The organism is Pseudomonas syringae pv. tomato str. DC3000, from assembly GCF_000007805.1.
Classification (GTDB): Bacteria; Pseudomonadota; Gammaproteobacteria; order Pseudomonadales; family Pseudomonadaceae; genus Aquipseudomonas; species Aquipseudomonas avellanae.
Genome location: NC_004578.1, coordinates 5,389,153 through 5,411,789 on the forward strand (window position 1 = coordinate 5,389,153; position 22,637 = coordinate 5,411,789).

General features: G+C 52.4%; 24 protein-coding genes. 9 read left to right on the plus strand and 15 right to left on the minus strand.

What is annotated here, in order from left to right:
• The first annotated feature begins 31 nt into the window (after window positions 1-31).
• Window positions 32-1,123: a TauD/TfdA family dioxygenase gene (locus PSPTO_RS24575; RefSeq protein ID WP_011105152.1), complete on the plus strand. Its 1,092-nt coding sequence runs from the start codon at window positions 32-34 to the stop codon at window positions 1,121-1,123.
• An 803-nt stretch (window positions 1,124-1,926) separates the two neighbouring features.
• Here PSPTO_RS24575 and PSPTO_RS24580 read toward each other — a convergent pair.
• Window positions 1,927-2,772, minus strand: a complete 846-nt coding sequence (locus tag PSPTO_RS24580; RefSeq protein ID WP_011105153.1) for an AbiJ-NTD4 domain-containing protein — start codon at window positions 2,770-2,772, stop codon at window positions 1,927-1,929.
• A 185-nt stretch (window positions 2,773-2,957) separates the two neighbouring features.
• Here PSPTO_RS24580 and PSPTO_RS24585 point away from each other — a divergent pair, with 185 nt between their 5' ends.
• Window positions 2,958-3,332: a histone-like nucleoid-structuring protein, MvaT/MvaU family gene (locus PSPTO_RS24585; protein ID WP_011105154.1), complete on the plus strand. Its 375-nt coding sequence runs from the start codon at window positions 2,958-2,960 to the stop codon at window positions 3,330-3,332.
• Between the two features lie 313 nt (window positions 3,333-3,645).
• Here the strand turns inward: PSPTO_RS24585 and PSPTO_RS24590 are convergent, their stop codons facing one another.
• The 6 genes from PSPTO_RS24590 to PSPTO_RS24615 all read right to left on the minus strand — a co-directional run bounded on the left by PSPTO_RS24590 (window position 3,646) and on the right by PSPTO_RS24615 (window position 6,840).
• A complete protein-coding gene (locus PSPTO_RS24590; protein WP_046463611.1) occupies window positions 3,646-3,882 on the minus strand; it encodes a hypothetical protein in 237 nt (78 codons plus the stop codon).
• A 292-nt stretch (window positions 3,883-4,174) separates the two neighbouring features.
• Window positions 4,175-4,804, minus strand: a complete 630-nt coding sequence (locus PSPTO_RS24595) for an HAD family hydrolase (protein WP_046463612.1) — start codon at window positions 4,802-4,804, stop codon at window positions 4,175-4,177.
• Window positions 4,805-4,845: 41 nt separating this feature from the next.
• A complete protein-coding gene (locus PSPTO_RS24600; protein WP_046463613.1) occupies window positions 4,846-5,166 on the minus strand; it encodes a hypothetical protein in 321 nt (106 codons plus the stop codon).
• Between the two features lie 16 nt (window positions 5,167-5,182).
• On the minus strand, window positions 5,183-5,680 hold the full coding sequence (locus PSPTO_RS24605) for a hypothetical protein (protein WP_046463614.1): 498 nt from the start codon (window positions 5,678-5,680) through the stop codon (window positions 5,183-5,185).
• Between the two features lie 87 nt (window positions 5,681-5,767).
• On the minus strand, window positions 5,768-6,076 hold the full coding sequence (locus PSPTO_RS24610; RefSeq protein ID WP_046463615.1) for a hypothetical protein: 309 nt from the start codon (window positions 6,074-6,076) through the stop codon (window positions 5,768-5,770).
• Window positions 6,077-6,090: 14 nt separating this feature from the next.
• Window positions 6,091-6,840, minus strand: a complete 750-nt coding sequence (locus PSPTO_RS24615) for a metallophosphoesterase (RefSeq protein WP_046463616.1) — start codon at window positions 6,838-6,840, stop codon at window positions 6,091-6,093.
• Between the two features lie 307 nt (window positions 6,841-7,147).
• Here PSPTO_RS24615 and PSPTO_RS24620 point away from each other — a divergent pair, with 307 nt between their 5' ends.
• The 5 genes from PSPTO_RS24620 to PSPTO_RS24640 all read left to right on the plus strand — a co-directional run bounded on the left by PSPTO_RS24620 (window position 7,148) and on the right by PSPTO_RS24640 (window position 12,924).
• Window positions 7,148-7,552: a helix-turn-helix domain-containing protein gene (locus PSPTO_RS24620; RefSeq protein WP_226992661.1), complete on the plus strand. Its 405-nt coding sequence runs from the start codon at window positions 7,148-7,150 to the stop codon at window positions 7,550-7,552.
• 356 nt (window positions 7,553-7,908) lie between these two features.
• Window positions 7,909-9,918, plus strand: a complete 2,010-nt coding sequence (locus PSPTO_RS24625) for a hypothetical protein (RefSeq protein ID WP_046463617.1) — start codon at window positions 7,909-7,911, stop codon at window positions 9,916-9,918.
• A 32-nt stretch (window positions 9,919-9,950) separates the two neighbouring features.
• Entirely contained in the window at window positions 9,951-10,625 is a 675-nt protein-coding gene (locus PSPTO_RS24630; protein WP_011105161.1) for a vWA domain-containing protein, read from the plus strand.
• A 3-nt stretch (window positions 10,626-10,628) separates the two neighbouring features.
• Window positions 10,629-11,411 (plus strand): PP2C family serine/threonine-protein phosphatase, encoded by a 783-nt coding sequence (locus tag PSPTO_RS24635; RefSeq protein WP_011105162.1) that lies wholly within the window; start codon window positions 10,629-10,631, stop codon window positions 11,409-11,411.
• Window positions 11,412-12,099: 688 nt separating this feature from the next.
• Complete coding sequence (locus PSPTO_RS24640) at window positions 12,100-12,924, plus strand: hypothetical protein (protein WP_046463619.1); 825 nt, start codon at window positions 12,100-12,102, stop codon at window positions 12,922-12,924.
• A gap of 488 nt (window positions 12,925-13,412) precedes the next feature.
• Here the strand turns inward: PSPTO_RS24640 and PSPTO_RS24645 are convergent, their stop codons facing one another.
• From PSPTO_RS24645 to istA, 7 genes are all read right to left on the minus strand, one after another.
• A complete protein-coding gene (locus tag PSPTO_RS24645) occupies window positions 13,413-14,966 on the minus strand; it encodes an IS66-like element ISPsy5 family transposase (protein ID WP_003409202.1) in 1,554 nt (517 codons plus the stop codon).
• Window positions 14,967-14,983: 17 nt separating this feature from the next.
• Window positions 14,984-15,343, minus strand: coding sequence for an IS66 family insertion sequence element accessory protein TnpB (gene tnpB / locus PSPTO_RS24650; protein ID WP_003409203.1), 360 nt, complete (start codon window positions 15,341-15,343; stop codon window positions 14,984-14,986).
• Between the two features lie 42 nt (window positions 15,344-15,385).
• On the minus strand, window positions 15,386-15,694 hold the full coding sequence (locus PSPTO_RS24655) for a hypothetical protein (protein ID WP_011105163.1): 309 nt from the start codon (window positions 15,692-15,694) through the stop codon (window positions 15,386-15,388).
• Window positions 15,684-16,304 (minus strand): nucleotidyltransferase domain-containing protein, encoded by a 621-nt coding sequence (locus PSPTO_RS24660; RefSeq protein WP_046463621.1) that lies wholly within the window; start codon window positions 16,302-16,304, stop codon window positions 15,684-15,686. Before PSPTO_RS24660 ends, PSPTO_RS24655 begins: the two co-directional genes overlap by 11 nt.
• Window positions 16,304-17,287 carry a pentapeptide repeat-containing protein gene (locus tag PSPTO_RS24665; RefSeq protein WP_011105164.1) on the minus strand — a complete coding sequence of 328 codons (984 nt, stop codon included), beginning with the start codon at window positions 17,285-17,287 and terminating at the stop codon, window positions 16,304-16,306. Before PSPTO_RS24665 ends, PSPTO_RS24660 begins: the two co-directional genes overlap by 1 nt.
• Window positions 17,288-17,498: 211 nt before the next feature.
• Window positions 17,499-18,308: an IS21-like element ISPsy4 family helper ATPase IstB gene (gene istB, locus PSPTO_RS24670; protein ID WP_005741073.1), complete on the minus strand. Its 810-nt coding sequence runs from the start codon at window positions 18,306-18,308 to the stop codon at window positions 17,499-17,501.
• Window positions 18,305-19,327 (minus strand): IS21-like element ISPsy4 family transposase, encoded by a 1,023-nt coding sequence (istA, locus tag PSPTO_RS24675; protein WP_002551322.1) that lies wholly within the window; start codon window positions 19,325-19,327, stop codon window positions 18,305-18,307. Before istA ends, istB begins: the two co-directional genes overlap by 4 nt.
• 595 nt (window positions 19,328-19,922) lie before the next feature.
• On the opposite strand from istA, the gene PSPTO_RS24680 reads away from it, so the two are divergent.
• Window positions 19,923-20,525: a DUF4145 domain-containing protein gene (locus PSPTO_RS24680; RefSeq protein WP_226992662.1), complete on the plus strand. Its 603-nt coding sequence runs from the start codon at window positions 19,923-19,925 to the stop codon at window positions 20,523-20,525.
• A 10-nt stretch (window positions 20,526-20,535) separates the two neighbouring features.
• On the opposite strand, the gene PSPTO_RS24685 is transcribed toward PSPTO_RS24680, so the two are convergent.
• Window positions 20,536-21,384, minus strand: coding sequence for a DUF2726 domain-containing protein (locus PSPTO_RS24685; RefSeq protein WP_011105165.1), 849 nt, complete (start codon window positions 21,382-21,384; stop codon window positions 20,536-20,538).
• Between the two features lie 198 nt (window positions 21,385-21,582).
• Between PSPTO_RS24685 and PSPTO_RS24690 the strand changes: the two genes are divergently transcribed.
• Entirely contained in the window at window positions 21,583-22,617 is a 1,035-nt protein-coding gene (locus PSPTO_RS24690; RefSeq protein WP_046463555.1) for a hypothetical protein, read from the plus strand.
• Window positions 22,618-22,637 lie beyond the last annotated feature (20 nt).

Here is a 22,637-nt window from a genome sequence, read left to right on the forward strand (position 1 = left end):
TAGACAGATTTGGTCGCTAGTAGGATCGTGCGTGAGAATCACGCTGGCGTACATCACTTTTATATCACTCGCGGGTGTAGGGACACAATTGATCCAGGCAATCTTTTCAGAAGCAGTGCGTGTCGCCGTCAGCAAATGGCGAGCGAACTTGACCTTTGAGCAGGCGCTTGAGTACTTGGCGCGGCCTGGCGATCTGGGGCTTGAGCTGCAGCCAGCGATCGAACGTGAGCTGATCAGCCGGGGCAGCAGCTGTGCAGAGATGCAAACCTTTGCATGGGCACAGCCTTGCCTGAAGCTGGAGGGAATATTCCAACCAGATGACCTACCCGATACCCCCACTGATTTTTGCCCGGTGCCTGAAGCAGAAGGAACTGTCATTGCCCGAGTAACTGCGATCGCGTGTCTTGCGGCTATCAATTCCGCCACGGTTTCCTATGGCTCCGAGAACGGAGGCGACCTGTTCGTGAACTTAGTGGTGTTCCCGCCTGGCCGAGGTAAATTCACGGTCAAATCGGCGGACAAGATGAGCGGGCACACTGATGGCGTGACCTTCCCGCTGCGAGGGTATCGCGATCCCGGGAACGACCGCATTGCACCTTCTCCAGACTTTGTGTGCTTGTCGGCACTGCGTAACCCGAGGCAAGTTCCGACTACAGTGATGCCCCTCGACCACCTCATGGCGCGATTGAGCCAAGAGCATATCGATGAGCTCCAGAAGCCCCAGTACATCATTGGTTCGCAGCTGACCTTCCAGGATGGAATGGTAGACATCCTGGGCGACCAACTTGATGTCGATGATGCGCAGCTTCTTTTCCAAATGAATGAGAGCTGGTGGATCAGGTTCAGCCACAGCACCACGCAGATTGCAGATATCGGCCACAAATCCGCTCAGGAGGCAATGGACGCCTTGAAGCACGCATGTGCTGACTGTGCGATCCCTGTGGCTCTGCAACCAGGTGATATCGCCCTCGTAAACAATCGGATCGCGCTTCACGGTCGCAGTGAGCCTGGAAGTGACCACGGTCAGCAAACACGCTGGCTGCTACGTACCTACGGGCTAGACATCACGGATATCGATCCTAGCCAGTGGCATGACGGCAGCGCTTTCATGCTGTATCCGTAGATATAACGACGGCATCTCGGCAGTGCCAGTTACACAGTTCTCGGGGGATTACCTCTCTAAGGCTCAACCTCAACCGGCGCAGCGAGCTAGCTCGCCGGCGAGAAAATCATCAGACGTTTTTCCTTGTAAAGCAGCACACGTCGCTGAACAGGCATACAGTTTCCACCGAAGGCAAGCCATTCATTGCCTGGATGATGTCTTTGGCCACCATGCCCCTTCCACCGTATTTACAACCGATGCAGGGCAAGCTGCGATTGGAAATACTCGCGACAACCTTCATCCAACATCCCCGCAACCCTGCACTACTCGCCAGCCCCTGACGAGGGCCGAGAAGATGCGCGGCTGGTTGACGCGCTCCAAGCGCTTGGGCAGGCCCTGCTACAGGTCGAGTGAGAGCAGCCCCAGACCGCTAGCTGATCAAAGACCAGTGACAAGTCGTAGCGGCGTTTTGTCCATGTTGTCCGAAACGAGAATAAAGCCAACGGACTTATCCGTATCAAGGTAACAAGTCACCTAAGCTATTTTTGATTTCAAGAAGAGCAGTACGGCCTGACGGCCTAAAAGGCCGATCCCCTCAGCCCCTGGCGGGGCAGGATCCATCAGCCTTCAAAGTCTTGGCCAAGAGCCGGAGTGGAACACGTCAAAAACGACCGACGATGTCAGTTACGGAAGATGAAACTCAGGCTCCACTCCCTGTGAGATACCCAGCCAGCTCTCGCCTCCAACGTAATCAGTTTTTTAGAGGCTGTGCATGACCTGCAAGTATCCAGGATACAGAGGCCTAACTGACGATGCGTATGCATCTAGAATGCATCCCACTCAGTATCCCCTTGGTTCGACTCAGCCAACTGGGCATTCTTAATCAAATAGGTGCCTAGAGATGCACAGAGCCCAACGATAAGTTCTGCCTCATTGAACGAAGGTTCTCGTCCTTCTCGTATGTGACGACCATTTTCAGATGCGTATCCCCAAGCCTTGACTACCGCTTGATCCAGCGGCGCTGGAATGATGGTGCCGTGCCTTTTCATGATGTCGCCAAGGTTAGCCTTAACGTCCCCTGTCACCTGCCGAGCGACGCACTCCAGTGATGCCATGGCGTGCTGAATGGCGCCTGTTGGATCTGGATTGGGACGACGCGAAAGGTCACCTATAGCTTCATGTAACTCTTTGCTGGCGGTGACATGACCATAGTCATGCTCAGTTTTCCGCGCATGGCGCACAATGACTTCAAATGACTCGGGCCCCCGGATCTCAACATGGCCATCTGCTACCTGCCACCCGATGCCGTTCTCGACGAAATATTCATTCAGTTCCGTGTGGAAATGCTCGTAGATGTCAGAGCTGTAATTACGCTCACCTAAATGATGCTGAATGCGCTCAATGACGTCGTAAACCTTGTACCATTTGCATTCACTCAATAGACCGTTGACCTCCCAATCTACGTTGGGAAACTCACTCCAATTGTTCTGGTCAGGTTGTTTTTTTAGCGCCTTGCACAGGATGGCTCGCAAGTCACTCGGCTTCAATCCGCATTCATAACAGAGCTGTACGAGATAGCCTCGCAGCTCCTCGGGCGCGTCCTCCCTGACTGTGATCTCGGCTTCAACAGCGTTAGCGAATCCATTGCGCTTAGAAAATGAGTCCCTCATAGCCACCTACTCCATCGTACCTGTGTACTGGCAAGCTACGTTCAATCCCATTATCTGTCCACCGAGCTATTCGCTTTAGCAGAGGCACAATCTAGAGCGCCTGGCGGTACGTGATGAGAGATGACCAGAGCGCGATCATCACCTACTATGTGACGAACTGCGTCACCAAACCCATAGGAACTCGAATGTCTCGTCTCGCTGAATACCGAAAACTCGAACAACAGCTCGCTGCGCAGCTCGCCGAGTTAGATGCCATGAAAAATGACTCTGGCTTGCAAGCCGAAATGGAGTTTGAGACCAAACTGCGTGGCTTGCTTGGCGAGTATGGCTACAGCTTGCGTGACGTGATTAGCCTGCTGGATCCTACAGCTGCGAAACGCGGCAAGTCAGCACCGCAGGCGTCGCCAGAGAAAGGTACTCGCAAGGCACGCGAGCTGAAGGTCTACAAGAACCCGCATAGCGGTGAGATTGTTGAGACCAAAGGTGGCAATCACAAGCTGCTGAAGGCGTGGAAAAGCGAGCATGGTTCGGAAGTTGTTGAGTCGTGGCTCGCCAAGTAAATTACGCTGGGTACGAGCAAAGGCCCTCCATGAGGGCCTTTTGTTTGTGCGTGCATCGTTAAAGTGACTTTCTCCTTCAAATGCATGAGCCTTGGTTATCAGCCACAGCCGAGGCCATATAGAGCTCGTAACTTCGCAATACCATCGAAGATCTGAATCGATTGTAGTTATGAGGCAGTGACCAACCCAACTGAAGAACGCAAGTCCAATCTGCTCCGAGCGACACAAAGCACCGCGAAACTCATCATCGATAACGAACTCACCATTAGGACTTAAAAATTAACACGTTAAGGATCTCTACCCATCCGCCCGCTTAGCGATTTGGCTCTCCGCCAAGTGTACTATGCGGTTCTAGAACATACCTCATACATAAACCAAGCTGGTTAATTGCACCGGCGCTATAAGGATTCACGATACCGGAGTCCTCATGACTGTCGAGCTCCTCCGCCGCGAGGAGACAAAGCAGTTCGAGATCCATGCCGGCAGATGCAGCGGTGCTAAGAATAGCGACGAGGGTTTCTTGCGCCTCACGAGTTTGAGTGTCTGGCATCACGGCATCCTTCCTTTATGCTTCAATTGTTTCCCAGACTAGCTGGCAATGGAGATCACGTAGGATCTATTCGAGATAATCAGAATGCGTTACATAACCAATCGAATGCTAAAAGCCCAAGTTTTGTATAGCGGTAAGCGGTATGTTCGACTTTTTCCCATTCAGATTTCGAACGATCCTGCGATGAGTCAGGCCTGTAAACCAAATTTTTGCGTTGTAAACCTATGAGGTTAACAAGCTACAAATTGGGTTTACACTGCCATGAAAACTCAAGAACACGGGCTCTGTGAGACTACCAGTCGGCGAGGATCAATGAGGCAAAATCCGTCAGGTCAGTAATTTTTCCAGCGCCAGATCGGTCAAGGTGCAGTCCATTGATTCCAACAGCCCTTGGGCCGAAGCAGTCACAGCGCAGTGAGTCACCCACCATTGCAATGCGCTCATCACTAAACCGTTCGCCAATGCCCCCTCCGAGCAGTCTACAGGCGGTGCGGTACATTACTGGATCCGGCTTGAGCGCTCCGATTTCGTAACTCAGTGCATAAGCGTCCAGCGTTGGAAAAAGACGCTTCAGAGCAGTCCCATACGGCGCAGCAAGATTGCTGCAGACCCCCACCCGCACGTGTTGTGCCTGCAAGGCTTGAATGGCTTCAACCGCGTCAGGGAAAGCCTCAATGCTTTGAACCTCACGAGTCAGGGCATCTTGGATCTGAGTAAGCCGCCGTGGCAGAACCGTGATCTGAAGAAGCTCGGCGGCCTGAGGGAGGTCGCCATCAAACGTCATGATCGTTCGAATATCACCTGGCCTAGGATGCCTACCGTTCCGCAGCCCTTCTTTCAATAGACTGCGATATGGATGCGAGGCAGATCGAATTCGAAGGATTGTGCCGAACGCATCAACTAGCACTGCTCGATAACTCATTGGTTGCTCCTGCTACATGATCATTATCTGAACACAGGGTCTTAGGACTTCGCAGGATGTGCGTATTCGTCACCCATGGGCAGCCCCGACAGACTAGGGTCGGGGGCGATCAGGACGTAAACGCTTAGCGTCAGCGTGAATGCCAGAAGATAGCCTGAACGCTCCAGGAACTCTGAAACGTCGGATGTCCTGATCAACCGGCCATTCAGGAAACGGTCTTTGTGGTCAAAGTAGATGCTCCCTACCAGTGAAAAATCTACGATTTCGGGCTCATTAATATACCCAGTAATTGCCACTGCAAAATCAACCTGTAACGCATCCATCACTTTCGGCGGTACCTTGACATTAGTCGACGAGCGCATTCAGTTAGACTCCTCGTTATTTAACGACAACCCCATACTTAGAAAAGTCCTCTAAGAGCCGTTTTTGACTTAGCATGGCCGGAACCTTGAAGATGTTTTGATAGCCGTACCAAAGTCCCCATGGAATTAGCGCAAGGCCTAGACCGAATGTAGCAGTCGCCGCAATGAATCCTCCAGGGATTGATCCGAGCGAATACAAAACCCCTTTAATGACAGTCGACCTGACTATGAGCCGCATATCACCGAGGTCATACTCGACCTTACCGTGTATATTCTCGAACGCGACAACAATGATCGATTTCTTCCCAAGGTGTTTAAAAAACCAAGTTCTCGGGGTATCTGTACGGAGCGCTCCTTTGTCAGATAGATATTTTGGTACCACCACCTCTTTAAAGTAGAACGTTTTTCCCTCTTCATCCTCAAGTCTGACACGACTGTAGAGCGCATCGATATCTCCGGAGGCCCGCAAATTGAAATTTTTCACAACCACTGTCATTTTCTTGAGGTCAGACATGCATTTTCCTTAAGCAGTGCTGGACTAAAATCTGGCGATATCGAGATAGTTTATCTTTCGTTTAACTGAGTATTTGGCAGTCCGGCATCAACTGGCTCGAAGGATCATTGTGTGCGGCACGCCAGCTACAACATCTTCAATGAACAGCAGATGGCTGACGATCACGTAGCAGGATCCGCTTTCCGTCAACAACACCGTGTACCCGCGTTCTTGGTATGTCTCTACAATAGTGCTGGTCGTAAATGATTCACCGTCCTCGAAGCGATTTAGGCGGTCGTTAAATATCGCCCCTCGAAACCCTCCGTCCCTAGGACGTGCGTCCAGCAAAAAACCGGTCACTACACGCTTGAAATCTTGATTAGCAGCTTCAGCTAGCAATTCTAGATACTTATGCATCTCAATCCAATCAACTAGTTAATATCGACCACAAAGTCATTGGCAAAGCCGCAACTCTCACCTGGATAACCTCTAGGGTTACTAATGAGTCGGCATCCTTCCACCATGACATCGACATGACTGTGCGTGTGCCCAAAGACCCACACATCAGCCTGACGAACGAGTTCTGGCCAATCATTTGAATAAGCAGGCATTAGCGGTGAGCCCTGCTCTGGGCCACAGTAATTGACCAACGGGCAATGATGAGTGATGACAATGGTCTGACCATCGAACTCCATGGCGAGCTCTTCCTTGAGCCACTCGTAAGTTCGATGATTTCGACTGATCACATCACTGATGCTCAATGCGCGGTAACCCTCGCCTGCACGGATCAAGCGAAAGTCATTCATGCCTCGCCTTGCCTCCTGGGACGCTTGGTACACGCTTTCACCTGTTGCGAAATCTGTCCAAGCTGTGGCCCCCAAAAAGCGCACCTTATCTATCTGGAAAGACTCATTTTCAAGAACATGCACATTGCTGCCTGCCGCGAGCTGCTTCATAGACATTAGGGTTCGGTCGATGTGACCTTTGTAAAACTCGTGGTTTCCACACACATAAATGACCGGGACATTGAATACCTCCTGGGCCCATGCTACTCCTCGTCCTTTTGTGTGGATGTCGCCTCCAAGGATCACGAGATCAGCACCATCGCTCGCGTTTCCTGGTATCAAGCCAGGTGCAGCGTCGATCTCTAGGTGGAGGTCGGAGTAGATGCGGACTTTCAACAGCAGGTCTCCAACTCTCGGTTGAGGGAAGGCCTAGAAGACTTTCCCAATATATTGATGCTAGGCAGAGGGCTTTCGTCCACCAAGCTAGATACGCGAGGCTTTATCGAAATATTGAGCCATGTACCAGCTGGACTGACAGACTCGCCACGCCTCAATGGTCGACTGTGGACTTATGAGCGGACAGCTCTGCTTTCGCGTATGAATATACGGGTTTGAGTCGAACCATGCAAACGCGGCATATAGTCCGATTTACTGGTCTCGTTCGCTCATGCTCCGAATAGCGTTTGCCTCAGCTTTGCGGTTCGTGCGCCGCCACAGCTCCGTTCTTCAAGCTGACTTTGAAGGCGGTGTTTCGCAATCCCACATCAGTCGGCTGGAAAGGGGCGAATCTAGTGTCACGCTGGAGAGACTGGAAGAGATCGCCGCGCACTTAAACGTGCACCCACTTTCTTTGATCGCTCTCACATGGGGAGCTAGCGAGCAGATTCCGCCGGCGGAGCTATTGGAGCGCGTCCGTCGGGAGCTTGAATCTGTCGAAGGACTTTTGCGGCCAATCGCTATCGATGACCAGCCCGCTGTGCACCCGAGAATCATTGAGGCAGAAAAAGTGCGCAATGAAGTACAGCGCCTGAAAGCGCTTGGGCACACCAAGGCAGAAATCTCTCGACTGATGGGGATTGCAAAATCGACCGCTGCACGCCATTGGTAACGCCTAGGGCCACGAATGCTTAAAGAGCTGGCGTGAACGGATTTCTCAACACTCGCTCTTTGACCAAGCCATTGCGGTCAAAATCGCGTGAGGGATGACGCACGGCGCTTGGCAGAGAGCTTTGTCCCGAATCACTCTGTAGACAGGGCTTAGCCACCGCCCCCCCTGAAATCCTTCAGCCACAACGAGGACAACGATTTGACAGTGCCACTGCCTAGCGAGAACATGGCTGTCAAACTGCGTTACGGGTGATCGGACTCCCAATGCTAGCCAAGTGTGCGCAACTGGCTCTTGCTCTGAGGGTTTGGTAAGGCTGCAGTCCCAAAGACCCCCAATCGCGCCATGTGTTAAGGCTTATGACGGATCAAAAAAGTCGAAGAGTGCTGATTGACACTGGAGTGCTGCTTGCTCATCCAGACATCATTTCGAGAATTCGCGACAAGCACAATCTGCCAGTGCTGCTCGCTGAAGCGATCACCGTTTTGAATGATCAAAGGGCCCAGCCTACCGAGCAGGGTAAAAACGCTGAGCGCGTACTTAAACAGATCGAGGGTGGTCGAGCACAAGAGGTTAAGCAGTTCCCTGCCGGCGCTCCCCTTCAGCAAGGTGATCTGCTTGCTGAGTTCAAGTTTGACGGTGCGCCGGCCCTCATTTTCAAGCGACAGCGATTCAGCGCTCAGACTGCCGGTACTCGATTAGTCGAGGTTGCCAGTCAATATGGCATGACCATCGTGACCTGCGACGATCATCTGATGAGCCAAGCAAAAACCAATGGCGTTTCCTGTCATAAGTGGCCACCCAGAAACCAACCTGCGTCTACAGCTAAAGTCGAAGCACCAAAACCTGTGCTCGCTCCCCTAGCACCGTTTACGGTACATAAAACCCCCATAAGCGCTTCAGATATACCTCTAATCGCTAAGGTGCTTCCTCGCACAGGCGACACCGTCGTGACACCGGCTGGAAAACGGGTAAGTTTAGGTATCAAGATAAGCCAAGGGGGTGAAGGCGTCATTTATGAAACTGACACGCCCTCCTTGGTTTGCAAAATCTACCACACGGAAAAGCTGACCTCGCTCAAACGCAGCAAGATTGAGCTGATGGTGACCCGTAAGATCAGCCGCGACGGCATCTGCTGGCCCACGGATTGCGTTCTCAACCAGCATTCTGAGTTTGTCGGATACCTCATGCCCAAGGCGCAAGGAAAGACGATGTTTGCAGCGATGTTCGTCAAACCGGTGCTGCTGAAAACATTCCCCTCATGGGGCCGCATTGACCTTCTCAATGTTTGCCTAGCGTTCTTAGAGCACATCCGTTTTCTTCATAAATTGAATATCTTGGTAGGTGACATTAATGCCCAGAACCTACTCGTTACTCAAGACAGCACCAAGCTGTGGATGGTTGATACCGACAGTTTCCAGATTGAGGGATTTCCATGCCCTGTAGGTACTGTCAATTTTACTGCGCCTGAAATCCAGGGCGTTAACTACGGAACGTTCATGCGCACCAAGGAGCATGAGCTCTTCGCTGTGGCAACGATGCTGTTCATGATTTTGTTTCCTGGTAAACCTCCCTATTCTCAGCAAGGCGGAGGGTCGCCGTCGGAAAATATCAGAGCGAAGAAATTTCCATACCGGGACTTTGATGACCAGGAAAACTCCTCTGGCGAAAACACTCCGCAAGGATCGTGGGAAACGATTTGGAATCACCTGAAAAAGGATGTCCGTGTAGCATTCCATCGTACCTTCCGCGACGACGACCGAATTTCGATTGATGACTGGGTTGGTTTGTTAAGTCGTTATCGATTTTCCGTGGAGAAAAAATACCTAGGAAACGAAATCTTCCCAACATCATATTTTTTTATTAGAGATCCGATAAGGGTCGCTTGCGGAAAATGCAACACGACAATCACTGCGTCGAAGAAATATGCCGAGAACCAGGCGAAACGAGGCCGCAAGGTTTGGTGTCAGGACTGCCATAGAAAGCACAGACTCAAGCGCATGGCCGAAGAGAGTTATAAGGAAGGTCAACAGGCTGAAAGAAACAACCAAGGACGACCCGCCCCAATCCTTCCAAGTGCACAGCCGTTAATCGCGCCCCGCGCAGTCCCTGCCCCACCAGCAGCCAAACCACAGTTGTCTCGCCAAGCTCAGCCCGTACAGGCTCGTACCGTACAGACACCACAGCCACGGCAAACACAGCCACAGGGCCAGGCCCAGCAACGTACGCCCCTGAGTCCTCGTCCACACTCAACTGTCCCACCCCACGGCCAGATTAGTTCCACACCCCGGTCGCAACCATACAACCGCAAGCGAAAGTCCAAAGTAGCTGAACTCTTCAACATGCTCTGGCGCGCATTCTTCAAATAACTCTCGATGATTAGAAACGTAGGAGATCGCACATGCAGGAAGAATACATTCTCAGTCAAGAAGACTTGGTAGATAACCCAACTGCCAGGGTTCCCATTTGCCTCGTTCTTGATGTCAGCGGCTCCATGGCTGGAGAACCGATTCGAGAACTACAGGCTGGGGTAAACATGTTCTACCAAGCGATCCGTGAGGACGAAGTAGCGCAGTATGCCGCTGAAATCAGCATCGTTACCTTTGGCAGTGAGGCAAAAAGAACAGTCGACTTCATGGCGATCGAGCGCCAAGACGTACCCGCCCTAATAGCCGAGGGCACCACCTCCATGGGGCAAGGTGTAAATCTTGCGCTCGATCTGCTCGAAGTACGTAAAGGCGACTATCAACGAGCAGGGGTTGATTACTATCAGCCTTGGATGGTTGTGATGACCGATGGCGAGCCTACCGACGACATCACCCGCGCTAGCGAGCGTATTCGTGAAATGTGCGAAAGCAAGAAGCTGACAGTCTTTCCAATTGCGATTGGTACCGCTGCCAACCTCGATATCCTTGGAATGCTCTCGCCTGGCCGCCCTCCTCTGCGTTTGAAGGGCCTTAACTTCAAAGAGTTTTTTCTCTGGCTGAGCCGCAGCGTATCTCGCGTATCGCAATCCACGCCTGGTGAAACCGTAATACTGGACAAGGCTGGTATCGATGCTTGGGGTCAGGTCTAAGACATGAGTGATGCGGATCGCCGCTACTCCTACCGAGCTTCGTGCGGGCAGATCACCGGGCGGGCGCACCTGAAAAGTGATATGCCATGCCAGGATTATGCTGCGGCCCGCATAGAGCGTGACATTGCATGCATCGCCTTGGCCGATGGTGCTGGCTCGCGAGCGTACTCAGCCGATGGAGCTCGCGTAGTCGTCAGAGCAGTTTCACGCGCGCTGGTTGATGGGTTCGAAGAGATTTGGGCGCTTTCCGAGGTGAAGCCTTCTCAAGCGTCTGAGAGGCTCCTCGCTCACTGCAAAGTAGCGCTGGAGAGTCAGGCCATAAAAATGCAGTGCGAAGTTCCTGACTTGGCCTGCACCCTGCTGTTCGTTGCCCACTCCAAAGGCCGGTACCTTGCAGGCCACGTGGGTGATGGATGCATTGTTCAGCAGCGAACTGATGGCGAGATTGTCGTCCTATCGCACCCAGATAATGGCGAGTACGCCAATACGACATTCTTCATGACGGACTCGACCGTACATAGCCACTTTCGGCTGTATCGTGGAGAAAGCGGAGCAGACTCAGGCTTTGTGATCATGAGCGACGGTACAGCAGAGAGCTTGTATCGACGATTTGATAAATTACCCGCAACATCGGCGGTACGGAAAATTATCGCTTGGTGCAGCACCGCGACTCCTAAAGCTATGAGAGACGTCTTGGCCGGCAACTTGGAAAAAACTTTTGCTGTCAAATCAGCAGACGATTGTTCGATTGGAGTCCTGGCGCTCACTCCAGATGGCACTAAGTAAAGATGGCCGCTGCAGTTTAGGCATAGACTGCACATCCCGTGGTGCCGGAATAGCCCACATGGGGCACCCTGCGACCAAGTAGCTTTCAGGGCATGTTGGCGCTGAAAAGATTTTGACCCAAGTTGCTGATTTTGACTGACCTATATGCGGCATTTGAAATTCCGCGCGAAGACTTGGTTCACTGAATATTTGGGTAGGCCAATGAATTCCGGCAGCCTGGGTCAAAATCGCATCAGCGGCAACATTGTAGTGGTCAACTGCCCAGAGCCGATTCTCGAATAATGAGTGTGGCGTTAGCTTTCTCCCCTCATGGTGAGAGGCCGCTTCGTGTCGATCCGTTGAAAACAGTCGATTTTCTCACACTGCGAGAATACTAATGGATGAAAAAGCCTCTTAGTACGTTACCACGTAAAATCCGAGGCCGATGCCTCTGCGCGGGTTCTAGATTCGAGCTCAGACGCGCGCTTTTCTGCCGTGAAAACCACGCCTGACTTTTCCAACAGGATAGGTCGAGAGGGGACTCACCAACCACCGCAGGCGGTGGAAAAGGCAAAAATCGGCAAGAAGGCATGCATTACGTCTGCCTGCAAAACCAAGCACGAATCAGGGCGTTGACTTTTGGCGCGCTCATTAGGCAATCTGAAGCCCTATGGAAACGATTATTCAAGTAACCTTAGTGAGATAGGTAATGTATTTCGCTGGAAGAAATTACACAAATAGAGAGTGCACGATACCTTGGGCAGCTATCGCCCCAAATATTCTCATAGACAAAAATGCTCCAGACTACCCTTTTTTAAACGGTACAGGCTTTTTTTGCAGGCTTGCAGACGGCGTTCGATATTACTATGTCACTGCTCTTCATTGTTTAGAGCAAGGCGGCTACAGCGGAGAGATAGAAGACTTTCCTCTGCTAAAGGTAGCTTATGAGACCAGCCTAAAGTCTCCTATAGTCAGTGAAGACGTGAGATTTGAAGGCTTTATAAATGTCGCACACGGAGACAAAAACAAACCTGGGGCGCATGAAGACGCTCTGGTTTATATGGTTGAGGCAGATTTAACATTAAAACAGGAGGAGACTCTAAGGCGTAGAGCTTTAGTCATAAATAATCCACAGTGGTACAAATCATTTTTTGAGAAAATCAGCCTCAGAACAAAACTTCGTGTTATAGGCTATCCGAAAGACTCTACAACAGAGGCTGAAATCTTGGATGGCAAAGCACGGACTCAACGCCGTTTCCTCTGGGGGTACTATTCCAATGACGCGCACTATTTAGATCGCAAGGCGCTTGATAAACTTAACTGGAAGGGAACAGATCTTATTGGCTTCAGCGGGGCTCCAGTTCTCACCCAAGAATACAGATTGTTAGGTATTCAATCCATCCCTGTTGGTATTGTACTGACTGGGAACTCGCGACGACTGGAATTTTTGGACATGGGCCGTATCGCGGATATGATATTGCACTTGGAGCGTTATGGTCTCGATTCTAAAGTGCCTTTCCGGTACAGCTACTAAATTTTGCTTCAACGTCATAGTAGCATTCAGGAAATATTTTATTCAGTGTCGCGCTTTCCTCCAATACGGCTCCTGCGAAAGTACACTCTTCAGCGTTTAGTCTTCAAGTGAGCAAAGGCACGTGTTGAAGTCGGTGGCGACCCCTACCAACAGTAATCACTCCATTACTCCGTTACAGGGAGTTTCTTCGACCGCGAGTTGCCCACCCCTAGCGGCTGCTTCGAGTCGACTCCTGCCGGTCAAGGACTGCGTTTGGGTAGGCGAGAGAGGAGATACGGTATGCAAGCACGGCTGACTTACAGCCAGCCGTTATCGGGGTGGGAAGGGAGAATTCAGAGTGGTTGAGTAAAACCTCAAGCTCCCACGCTACGATCTCACTCTGTAATACATCCAAGAGGAACAGAGTTCACCGAGCCCTTGCTATCTCTTCGATCTGAAGCACCGTAAGCGATCCACCAACCACACCTACCATCAGATGCGGCTTCCGTTTATCTTGGCATTTCCGGTGAGCAGTTCCACGGCAGCAACGCCTCATAGTCGGCCACCGACTGCGCAAGTGGCAACCTCTCCAGTACGTGGCGCAGCCACGTATAGGGCTCCTGGCCGTTGACCTTGGCGGTCTCGACCAAGCTATAGATCTGTGCACTGGCGGTGGCGCCTTTAGGCGTGTCGCTGAACAGCCAGGCTTTGCGCCCAATAACAAACGGCTTTATTGCGCGCTCTGCCGGGTTGTTGTCGATCGGTAAAAAGCCGGCTTCCACGTAACGCTTCAGCCGACTCCAGTTATTCGCCAGATAACCAACTGCCTTGCCCAGCACGCTTTGCGGCGTCACGTGGGACTGAGTTTTATCCAGCCAGCTTTTCAACTGAGCCAAGATTGGCAGGCTTTTCTCCTGCCGACCGGTAAAGCGCTGTTCGTCGCTGCCGTCTTTCAATTCGCGCTCGATACCGTACAGCTTATTGATCATCGTCAGCGCGATATCGGCACGCCCGGTCTTGCCTTTAGGTTGCACTTTTTGTGCTTCGACAAATTTGCGCCGCGCATGGGCCATACACGCCAAGCGCTCCACGCCCGGTTGTAACGCCAGCGCGTTATAGCCCGCGTAATCATCAGTCATCACATAGCCGCGATAACTTTCCAGCAGCCGTAACGGTACGTCCTGCGCGCGGCTGGAAGTGTAGTCGAACAATACGACTTTATGATCTGGAGGCCCGCTGGCCTGTACCCACATCCAGGATTGGCTGGTCGGGTCTCGATCTGGTTCTTTCAGTACCTGAACGCGGGTTTCGTCACAGTGGATGACCGGGCTTTCCAGCAATCGATCACGCATCAGATTTAACAGCGGCTGCAAATGTTCGCCGCACTGGATAATCCAGCGGGCCAACGTTTGACGCGGGATTTCTATGCCATGTCGGCTTAGCACCGTTTCAAAACGATGCAGCGGCAAGCCGTCGACATACTTGGTGGTCAGCAGCATGGCCAACACGCTGGGGCTGGCCATGCTCTTTTCAATCAACTGCGCAGGCTTGCCGGCTGTGACCGGTGCCGACTCACAGCCACGACAGCCGTAGACTTTGCGGATGTGTTTGATCACCCGAATCTGCATCGGCACGATATCCAGTTGCTCGCTGGTTTCCTCGCTGACGACATGCTTGCGGCAACCGCAGGCACAGGTCAGTTCGTGTTCGGGCAGCTCGTGGATGACTTCAATGCGCGGCAGATCAGCCGACAGTGGCTTGCGCTTGCCACGGCGTGGCGCAGGAGCAACTACTTCCTCATCAGCATCGCCGACCGGGAGCATAGGCTCGCTTTCAGGTTCATTGAACAAGGCAAGTTGAGGGGTATTAGGCTCGACGGTTTGTTCGGACTTTCGACCAAAAATACGGTCACGCAGCAGCTTGATCTGCTCTTTGAGATCAACGATGTGAGTGGCGTAGGCGTCTTTAACTTCCTGTTCGCGCGAGCGTGCTTCGTAGCTCTCAAGCAGCATCTGTTTGAGCAATACGGGATCGTCAGGAAGGTTGTCGGGCAATGGTCGCATGCCCTGGATTATACCCGTCAGGCAACAAACCTTGGAGTCAAAATCTTATGAGGACGGTTGCGCCACAGATCAAATCCATCCAGCAGCCAATTCAATTCCTGAACCGTCAGCACAATGGCTTCGTCGACATCATCTGGCGAGATTTTGAAACGCTCGGACTCGAGACGCTTGAGCCAAAGGCAGAAGCCGTTACGCTCCCAATACAAAATCTTCACTCGATTCCGGGATTTGTTGAGAAAGACAAAGAGCACCGGATCAAAGACCGCCACTTTAATATCCAACTCGACCAAAGCAGCTAAGCCATCGATGGATTTTCTGAAATCCACGGGTTTGGGATAGAGGTAGACTTTCTCGACTTTGGCGTCGGGTCGCATCATGGTGCTGGCTCCTGAAAGAAAACGGGAGCACAGCATCAGGCGTCAGCCAGTGGCTTGAAATGTGGGGTTCGTGGATCGGATACGAAGCACCAGATCCGCTACCTCGATCGAAAGCGCACGATACTCACCCGTGATCTGCTCCTGGCTCTTGTTTGCCAAGAAGAACAGCTTCTCTGCGGCCTGGGTCACCATTGCATGGAGCTGGTCGCCAGCCGGAATCTGATTCGCCTCAACCCAGCGCGCAATGGCACCTGCTGAGAGCCCAAAGAGCTCCTCCCGCCACCCAAGCTTATTAACGATATTGAGAACATTTCTCTGCGCATCGATGCGATTGTTAAACTCACGCTTCATTCGTGCTTTCCTCCAGGTGACCCAGCCACGCCCGGATCACTTCAACGGCGCTAACCACCGTAGCGATCTCCTGTTTAGAGATTAGAGTGCCATAGCCGCGAGACGACAACAACCGCGCTCTAACCAAAACCTTGTAAACATCATTAGACACTGGCAAGGCAGGCTCTATATTTAATGCAGAGTAACGAGAAAACTCAGCCCTCCCCGAATATATCGAGTAGCACATTGCAGCATTGCGCACGGCAAGAAATATACAGGAAACATTGAATACAGAATTCGTCTCTTCATTAACCAGTGCTGAGCTAGCGCCTTCAAAAAGCTCGGTGAACTTTGCCAGATCAGCTTTGATCTCGCTATAGCTCGCGGGCGCGCCGAGCTCTGCTAGGTAGTTCTTACCATCTGAGCTAAAGACTAGTTTAGACTCAAGGTGCAGGTGCCAGACAAAGGGATTACCCACATCCCAGAGGTCACGGAGCTTGTCATAGGTGTAAACTGAAAACTGTTGACTATCTACAGTCAGCTCGTCTTCATCCACGCACGCAAGCATATCGACATCAGACCCCAGATCGATCTCACCACGACACACCGACCCGAAAGCGTAAATATGCATCATCGCCTCCCGAACCGCTTGACCAATATGGCAGTCAAAAAAGCGAACCCAACCAGGCGAAGTGCCGCAATTCCAGAAGATAGAAGCGATGGTACCTCAGCAGGCAATGGCATCACACCCAAAAACATTGCAGGAGCGGTGTAGAGGCTGTGCAAGAACTCCGCAAACAGCCTCGGCTCTTTCATATAGTACATGTTTACAAAACCAACTACCAAGATCACCAAAATTATTGACCTCAGAAGTTTGGCGATGCTCTCACCATTGCCCCATATGAAGTCCAACACCTTAAAGTCAGCCCATTTCAAAAGCTGAGCAATACGGGCAAAGCCTGCATATTTTTCACGATAGTAAGAACTATCGCTGCTCCACGACTCTTTCAGGAAGACGTCAGTAGCCTCAAGCTCCAGTACAATCGCACGATTAACAGCTTTGGCATCACCCACTTGCTGATAATTCATTCTTAATGTTCGCGCAAACTTTAGCTTTATATTACTGCGTTCTGGGGCAGCCTTAAAAATATCGTCATCCACCTGAGTACGCTCGAATATGGCATAGTCAAAGTTTGAGCCAGGAAATGACGTTTGATTAAAATTGCAACCGACAAACTTGCAACCAATAAACGTACAGGAATCAAAAACGCAATGATTAAAGTAACAAGCATCAAAAATTGTCTGAAAAAATGAGACGTTTTTGAAAGTGATATTTTTTGCACTAACTCGCGTTAGCAGCTTACGATAAAAAGTTTTTTGATCGCCTTCGACTTTATAATCGGGCGCATTTATCCGCACGTCTGTCAGCGCTTCACGACCATCGTCTTCGAAGAACTGTGACTTGGTTTTTTCAACAACTGGAGCACTGTCGTTCACTGCCACGTCGCCGGACGAAGAGCAGTTCTCATCGGCGGCGTGTTTGTCTCGTGCTGACGAGTTTCCAGCCTGGCCTTTGGGGCGCTGTTCAGCACTGTCCATTTCATTCGACGACATAAATCAGTCAATCCGTGGCTAATGAGCAAATACTAGGTAGTGAGCGTGAGTGAGGCATCGCCGCGTAGGCAACTTACCTCGTTTATGGTTTGCGCGCTGCGTGGCTGATGTCATGGCAGGGCAAAGCTACTGCCCTACTCTGAGGCCCAAACAGCTACCTACCTGTCAACGCCAACTAAAAAGTGACCCCCTTCCGTGCTAAATCGCCAACTTAGTTTTGACCCCCCTCGGGTTCATATTTTCGAGCCGGTTCGGCCCGAGAAGATTTGGTTCCTGCTTTGCGCTTGTCCTTGAGTCGATAGCTTTCACCTGTCATCTGCACGATATGGGCATGATGTAACAGCCTGTCCAGCATGGCCGCTGTCAGTGTTTGATCATCCGCAAAGGTTCCGGCCCACTGGGTAAACGGCAAGTTACTCGTGAGGATCAGGCTGCCTTGCTCGTAGCGCTTGGCGACAACATTGAAGAACAGGTTGGCTTCATCACGACCAAACGGCAGGTAGCCGATTTCATCGATGACCAACAACCCAGGGGCCATCACCACACGACTGAAGTATTCCTTGAGCCGTTCCTGGCGGTGCGCAGCGGTCAGTTGCAGCATCAAGTCAGCCGCCGTGACGAAGCGGGTTTTGATACCGGCCATCACTGCCCGGTAGGCCAGGGCGATAGCCAGGTGGCTCTTGCCTACACCACTAGGCCCCAGGAACACGATGTTCTCGGCACGTCCAACAAAACTCAGTGCTGCCAGCTCCTGGAGCTGTGCCCGGGGGACGCCGGTGGCAAACGCGAAGTCGTATTGCTCCAGCGTTTTCACAGCGGGCAGCGCGGCAGTTTTCAGCAGGGCCTGTCGAGAGCGTTCACTTCGGGCATCGGTCTCGGCAGCCAGCAGCTTTTCGAGGAAGTCGGCAAAGCTGTCTTCGCCGCTTGCTGCTTGTTGGGCCAGGTGCGGCCAGTCCACCCCGACGCGCTCAAGCTTTAGCCCCTTGCATAGTTCTGTCAGGCGAGCATGTTGAAGGTTCATGCTCTCACCTCCAGCAGTTGCTCATAAACCGACAGCGGATGCTGCAAGCTCTCGTACGGCAGGACCCGTCCCAGGCGTAGGCCTTGGGCGGGTTGTGGGCGCAGGCTCTGTGTTGGCAGTGGTAATAGTACCTGCTGCTCTTGGGCCAGACGTACCGCCGGTTGAACACCCGTCGTGCCGTGAATCCGCTGATGAGCGACTTCGTCGAGCCATTGGCCGATATGTGCGTTGGCCGTCACCACATCCAGCGTCAGACCCGCACTCTTGAGCGTAGCGGCCAACGGGGTAATGAAACTGCCCTTCAGATACCCGTTGAAGCGCTCAACCTTGCCCTTGGTCTGGGCACGGTAAGGGCGGCAGACCTTGGGAATAAAACCAAACTCATCGGCCAGCGCAGCCAATCGGGGATGCCAACGGTGCTGGCCCTCCCCAAAAGCATCTCGCTCGGTGATGATGGTTCCGGCGTTATCAAACAATGCCTGCTCGGGCACGCCGCCAAAGTAAGCGAACGCCTCCCGAAGCCCTGTCAGCCAGGCTTCGCTGTCCTCTCGCTCGGAGAAACGGACAAAGCTTGCTCGACTAAAACCAAGTGTCGCCACGAACGCCTTAAGCGGCTGACGGCCTCGTCGAATGGTGGTGAAGTCCACCTGTATCTGCTTGCCGGGCAGTGTCTCGAAACGTACCACCGGCTCTTCTGCCTTACGTTTGAAGGGGCGAATATAAGCCTTCAGACGACTGACGCCGCCGCTGTACCCCAATGCCGTGATCTCACGCAGCAGGACGGTCGCCGGAATCCAGTGTGGGCGCGCCGCCTCAATACGCTCGTGCAGGTAGTCCTTGAAGGGGTCGATTTTGCACGGACGTGCGGGTCTCACCTTGTCACTGGGTAGCGACCGGGCCTTTCGCAGGTACTTGCGCACGGTGTTACGCGAAATACCCAGCTCACGGGCGATGAATTTGATGCCATGGCCCTGACGGGCCAACACTTTAATTTCCACAGACTGCTCCTGGGTCAACATATTGGCAGCTCAAAGCCGCCAGTTTTACCCAGGGGGGTCAATTCTAGGTTGGCGTTAGGGGGTCATTTTTACAGTGGCGGTGACACCTACCAGCCCCGCGTACCGCCGCGACGCATTGGAGCGTGATTTTATCTGCTCACGGGCTGCAGGGATAGGATTGTTGACTGGGTTTTAGCCAATATTGAAAAAGGGTCTGTTGAGTCGGATGTCGTACCTGGCCGGAGATTTGCCCTAGATCGGTGTGCGTTATTGCAAGGCAGTTGGTGTGGAGAAGCTGAAATAGCGCTGGGAGATGAGGCTGAGGAAAGGGGCCGCTGCGATCAAGGTAGAATGGAGGGCGCTGTGATATACCGTTTATCGGGATAATCGATGGCTACGTGCAAGTCAAAGTCAAAGTCAAAGTCAAAGTCAAAGTCATCGCTGACAGGATTTGAAGGAGTAACTCTGTGCTCGAAATATCGATGGGAGCCCCGTTTTTTTAATGGTTTCAAGGCAGGCTAAATCGCCGTCGAAATTGCCCGATTAGATAAAGTGACTAAGCTTGGCAGCTGATTTGATTCGCTTACTCTGATTTGAAAGGACGTAGCCAAAAGAAATGATCATCCAGTGCGCAGAATGTCGGCAATACGTCGAGGCAGAAGAGACCGGTGGATACTGGCGTGGATTTGAGGGCAAAGAACCCTCTTGCCGCTACACGCTGCTTTCATGCACGGCTTGCAGATCTCCCATACTGGTGCGACAAACAAATATCGGAAACATGGCAGAAGGCGATAAATGGGATACCCCATTCGTTGTCTTCCCCCAAACCGATGTGCGAGTTAACCCAAATGCCCCTAGGGATATTCGCGCTGCCTTTGAGGAAGCTTGCGCATGTTATCGGTCTCAAGCCTACACAGCATCCGCAATTATGTGTCGCAAGACCATTGAAGGAGTATGCACAGAGCATGGCGTTACGGAACGAAACCTCAGCCTTTCCTTGAAGAAGATGAAGGAGGCTGGTCTCATCGACGAGCGTCTGTTTGAGTGGTCTGATGCTCTGCGGATTGTTGGCAATGAAGCTGCCCATGGTGTGGGGGGTTCCATCGCCCAACCAGACGCGAGAGACACCATTGAATTCACGAACGCCATTCTCGACTACCTGTTCTCGTACCGGGATCGTTTTGAACAATTCAAGAAGCGGCGGGCAGGTGAAGCCTAATGCAAGGCAGTCAGAGTTGACGCATCAGCTCTCGCACCAGCCGCTCAAATTCCTCCACCGAGGAGGCCTTGGCGTCCAGAGGCCGAATGCGTATCAGCTTGGTGTTGGCTGCGCGGAAAATGGCGTCCTTCAACAGGTCATTCGCTTGCGCCTGGGGATCATCGTGGAAGCTGCTGTCCAGCTCAATAAAGTACTTCGGCACATAGCCACTGCCCACGTCGAACACGACGCTGTCGACTATTCCCCGGAAGAAGTATGACCGGGCCTTCTCCGACAACTGATCCTTGATGGCCTGATAATCCAAAACGCAGCTTAAGGCAACATTGGGGTATGGGTGGAACGTCGGGAAGACCCGCCGCACCGCCTCATAGAAATTCTCTTCCTGCTTGGACTTAAACAGGCGGATGGTCTTGGGCTCTCCCGGTGTCACTTCCGTTGCACGGACGGTCATATTCGTCCGTAGGCTCGCTGAGACCGCTTCCGGCTTGGCCCGAAGGAAAGACTGGATAATTTCTTTGGCCAGCGGGCGGTGCTGGTGCGTTTGAGCATAGTTGAGCAGGGCTGTGTGCTTGGTCTCTTGCATCAGCTTCAGTCGTTCATCAACGAAGCGATCCACAAAGCCCTGGCTGAAGCCATGCTGGTTCAGCTCAATAATCAGATTGGTGTATTCGAATTGCCTGGAGCGCTCAGCAGGTGGCAGTGGCTCAGCGAAAGTGAAGAATTCCGACTCAAAGAAGCCGGTCATTTGTGTCAAAAAGGGATCCTGCACCTTGGCTTTCTTCTTCTGATAGATGATTTTGCCAATCGCCTCCCAGTCCTTCTGCGCCAACAACGTAAACCATTGCTCTCTGTCTTCCATGGCTGCGCTCCACGCTTGATGCCGGACATCGAGCTAGGATATGTCCGGGGTCGAAGCGCGTGCAACATCAGCGAGAGCGAAGGTTCCGTGTAGGTACTGTGCTTGCAGCCTCGATCCCGTCTCGAACAACCTCAAATAGCCTTTAGCTACACTGCTGCGCACTCAATCTTGAAATTGTCGTTACGGAGAGCTCCGCGTATGCCCCTTGATCTATTTTCCCCTCAGGTCGCCACCGCCGCGCAGCATCCGATCTTCAAAATGATGTCTGAGGAAATCTATGGCCCTGAACGCGCAGTGCTATCTCAATGGGCCGAAGGCTTCGAAGATCGTGATAGGAAGTTCGTAAAGGAGCTTCAAACCACCTTTGAATCATCGTTTTGGGAGCTGTACCTGTTCGCAGCGCTGAAGGAATGGGGGCTGCCGACTGATCCTCGTCACCATGCGCCTGATTTTGTCGTCGAGGGTGAAGTCCCATTTTGCCTGGAAGCGACAATCGCAAATCCCCCGGCTGGCGGGCAGCCAGCTTACGGCTTCTCTATGGCCCATCCCCCTAAGGACTTCACCGACTTCAACATCGAGTCCACCTTGCGAATCTGCAACAGCTTCGATGCGAAAGTCAGAAAATACAGGAACAGCTACTCAAAACTGGGGCACGTTCAAGACAAGCCCTTCGTCATCGGTATCGCATCATTCGACAGGCCGCACGCGCATTTTGCAGCTGGGCGCCCGATCATGGCTGCGCTTTACGGGCTCTATCATGATGAAGCCGCGACTAGGCCGGGGGATACTCACGTTGCGTCTTACAACGTCACAGCAGCCCCAAAAAATGCCAAAACCAACATCGAAGTGGGATTATTTTGCGATGACACTTATGCGGACGTTTCCGCTGTCGTCTACAGCAGTCTCGCGACCTGGGGAAAATTGAGGGCGTTGGCTGACAATCCTGATGCACTCTCTGCGTACTGCACGCTTTACCCCAATCCGGGCAACCTGTTACCGATCATGCGTTCAGCGATGAAGAAGGACTACAGCGAGCACCTGATGGATGGGCTGTATGTGCTCCACAATCCCTTCGCTCGGCATCCCCTGCCATCGGGACTGCTGAGCCACCCTCGCCTGTGCGAAGTCAACGTCGCTGCGGACGGTGAGCTCATCATGACTGCCCCTGACGATTTCCTACTGCTGAGAATGATCAAAACAATGAAAGTGACTGACGTCCCCGAGCAGGAATGACCATGGCGAACGCCTCAAGG

Excerpts from the sequence above, each read along its gene's own strand:
- PSPTO_RS24630 (WP_011105161.1), top strand. The coding sequence starts at position 9,951 with ATGCAGGAAGAATACATTCTCAGTCAAGAAGACTTGGTAGATAACCCA.
- PSPTO_RS24640 (WP_046463619.1), top strand. The coding sequence starts at position 12,100 with ATGTATTTCGCTGGAAGAAATTACACAAATAGAGAGTGCACGATACCT.
- PSPTO_RS24660 (WP_046463621.1), bottom strand. The coding sequence starts at position 16,304 with ATGCATATTTACGCTTTCGGGTCGGTGTGTCGTGGTGAGATCGATCTG.
- PSPTO_RS24595 (WP_046463612.1), bottom strand. The coding sequence starts at position 4,804 with ATGAGTTATCGAGCAGTGCTAGTTGATGCGTTCGGCACAATCCTTCGA.
- PSPTO_RS24610 (WP_046463615.1), bottom strand. The coding sequence starts at position 6,076 with ATGCATAAGTATCTAGAATTGCTAGCTGAAGCTGCTAATCAAGATTTC.
- PSPTO_RS24585 (WP_011105154.1), top strand. The coding sequence starts at position 2,958 with ATGTCTCGTCTCGCTGAATACCGAAAACTCGAACAACAGCTCGCTGCG.
- PSPTO_RS24665 (WP_011105164.1), bottom strand. The coding sequence starts at position 17,287 with ATGTCGTCGAATGAAATGGACAGTGCTGAACAGCGCCCCAAAGGCCAG.
- tnpB (WP_003409203.1), bottom strand. The coding sequence starts at position 15,343 with ATGATGCGACCCGACGCCAAAGTCGAGAAAGTCTACCTCTATCCCAAA.
- PSPTO_RS24685 (WP_011105165.1), bottom strand. The coding sequence starts at position 21,384 with ATGGAAGACAGAGAGCAATGGTTTACGTTGTTGGCGCAGAAGGACTGG.
- PSPTO_RS24680 (WP_226992662.1), top strand. The coding sequence starts at position 19,923 with ATGATCATCCAGTGCGCAGAATGTCGGCAATACGTCGAGGCAGAAGAG.
- PSPTO_RS24690 (WP_046463555.1), top strand. The coding sequence starts at position 21,583 with ATGCCCCTTGATCTATTTTCCCCTCAGGTCGCCACCGCCGCGCAGCAT.
- PSPTO_RS24580 (WP_011105153.1), bottom strand. The coding sequence starts at position 2,772 with ATGAGGGACTCATTTTCTAAGCGCAATGGATTCGCTAACGCTGTTGAA.
- PSPTO_RS24605 (WP_046463614.1), bottom strand. The coding sequence starts at position 5,680 with ATGTCTGACCTCAAGAAAATGACAGTGGTTGTGAAAAATTTCAATTTG.
- PSPTO_RS24655 (WP_011105163.1), bottom strand. The coding sequence starts at position 15,694 with ATGAAGCGTGAGTTTAACAATCGCATCGATGCGCAGAGAAATGTTCTC.
- PSPTO_RS24600 (WP_046463613.1), bottom strand. The coding sequence starts at position 5,166 with ATGCGCTCGTCGACTAATGTCAAGGTACCGCCGAAAGTGATGGATGCG.
- PSPTO_RS24635 (WP_011105162.1), top strand. The coding sequence starts at position 10,629 with ATGAGTGATGCGGATCGCCGCTACTCCTACCGAGCTTCGTGCGGGCAG.
- PSPTO_RS24645 (WP_003409202.1), bottom strand. The coding sequence starts at position 14,966 with ATGCGACCATTGCCCGACAACCTTCCTGACGATCCCGTATTGCTCAAA.
- istA (WP_002551322.1), bottom strand. The coding sequence starts at position 19,327 with ATGTTGACCCAGGAGCAGTCTGTGGAAATTAAAGTGTTGGCCCGTCAG.
- PSPTO_RS24625 (WP_046463617.1), top strand. The coding sequence starts at position 7,909 with ATGACGGATCAAAAAAGTCGAAGAGTGCTGATTGACACTGGAGTGCTG.
- istB (WP_005741073.1), bottom strand. The coding sequence starts at position 18,308 with ATGAACCTTCAACATGCTCGCCTGACAGAACTATGCAAGGGGCTAAAG.
- PSPTO_RS24590 (WP_046463611.1), bottom strand. The coding sequence starts at position 3,882 with ATGCCAGACACTCAAACTCGTGAGGCGCAAGAAACCCTCGTCGCTATT.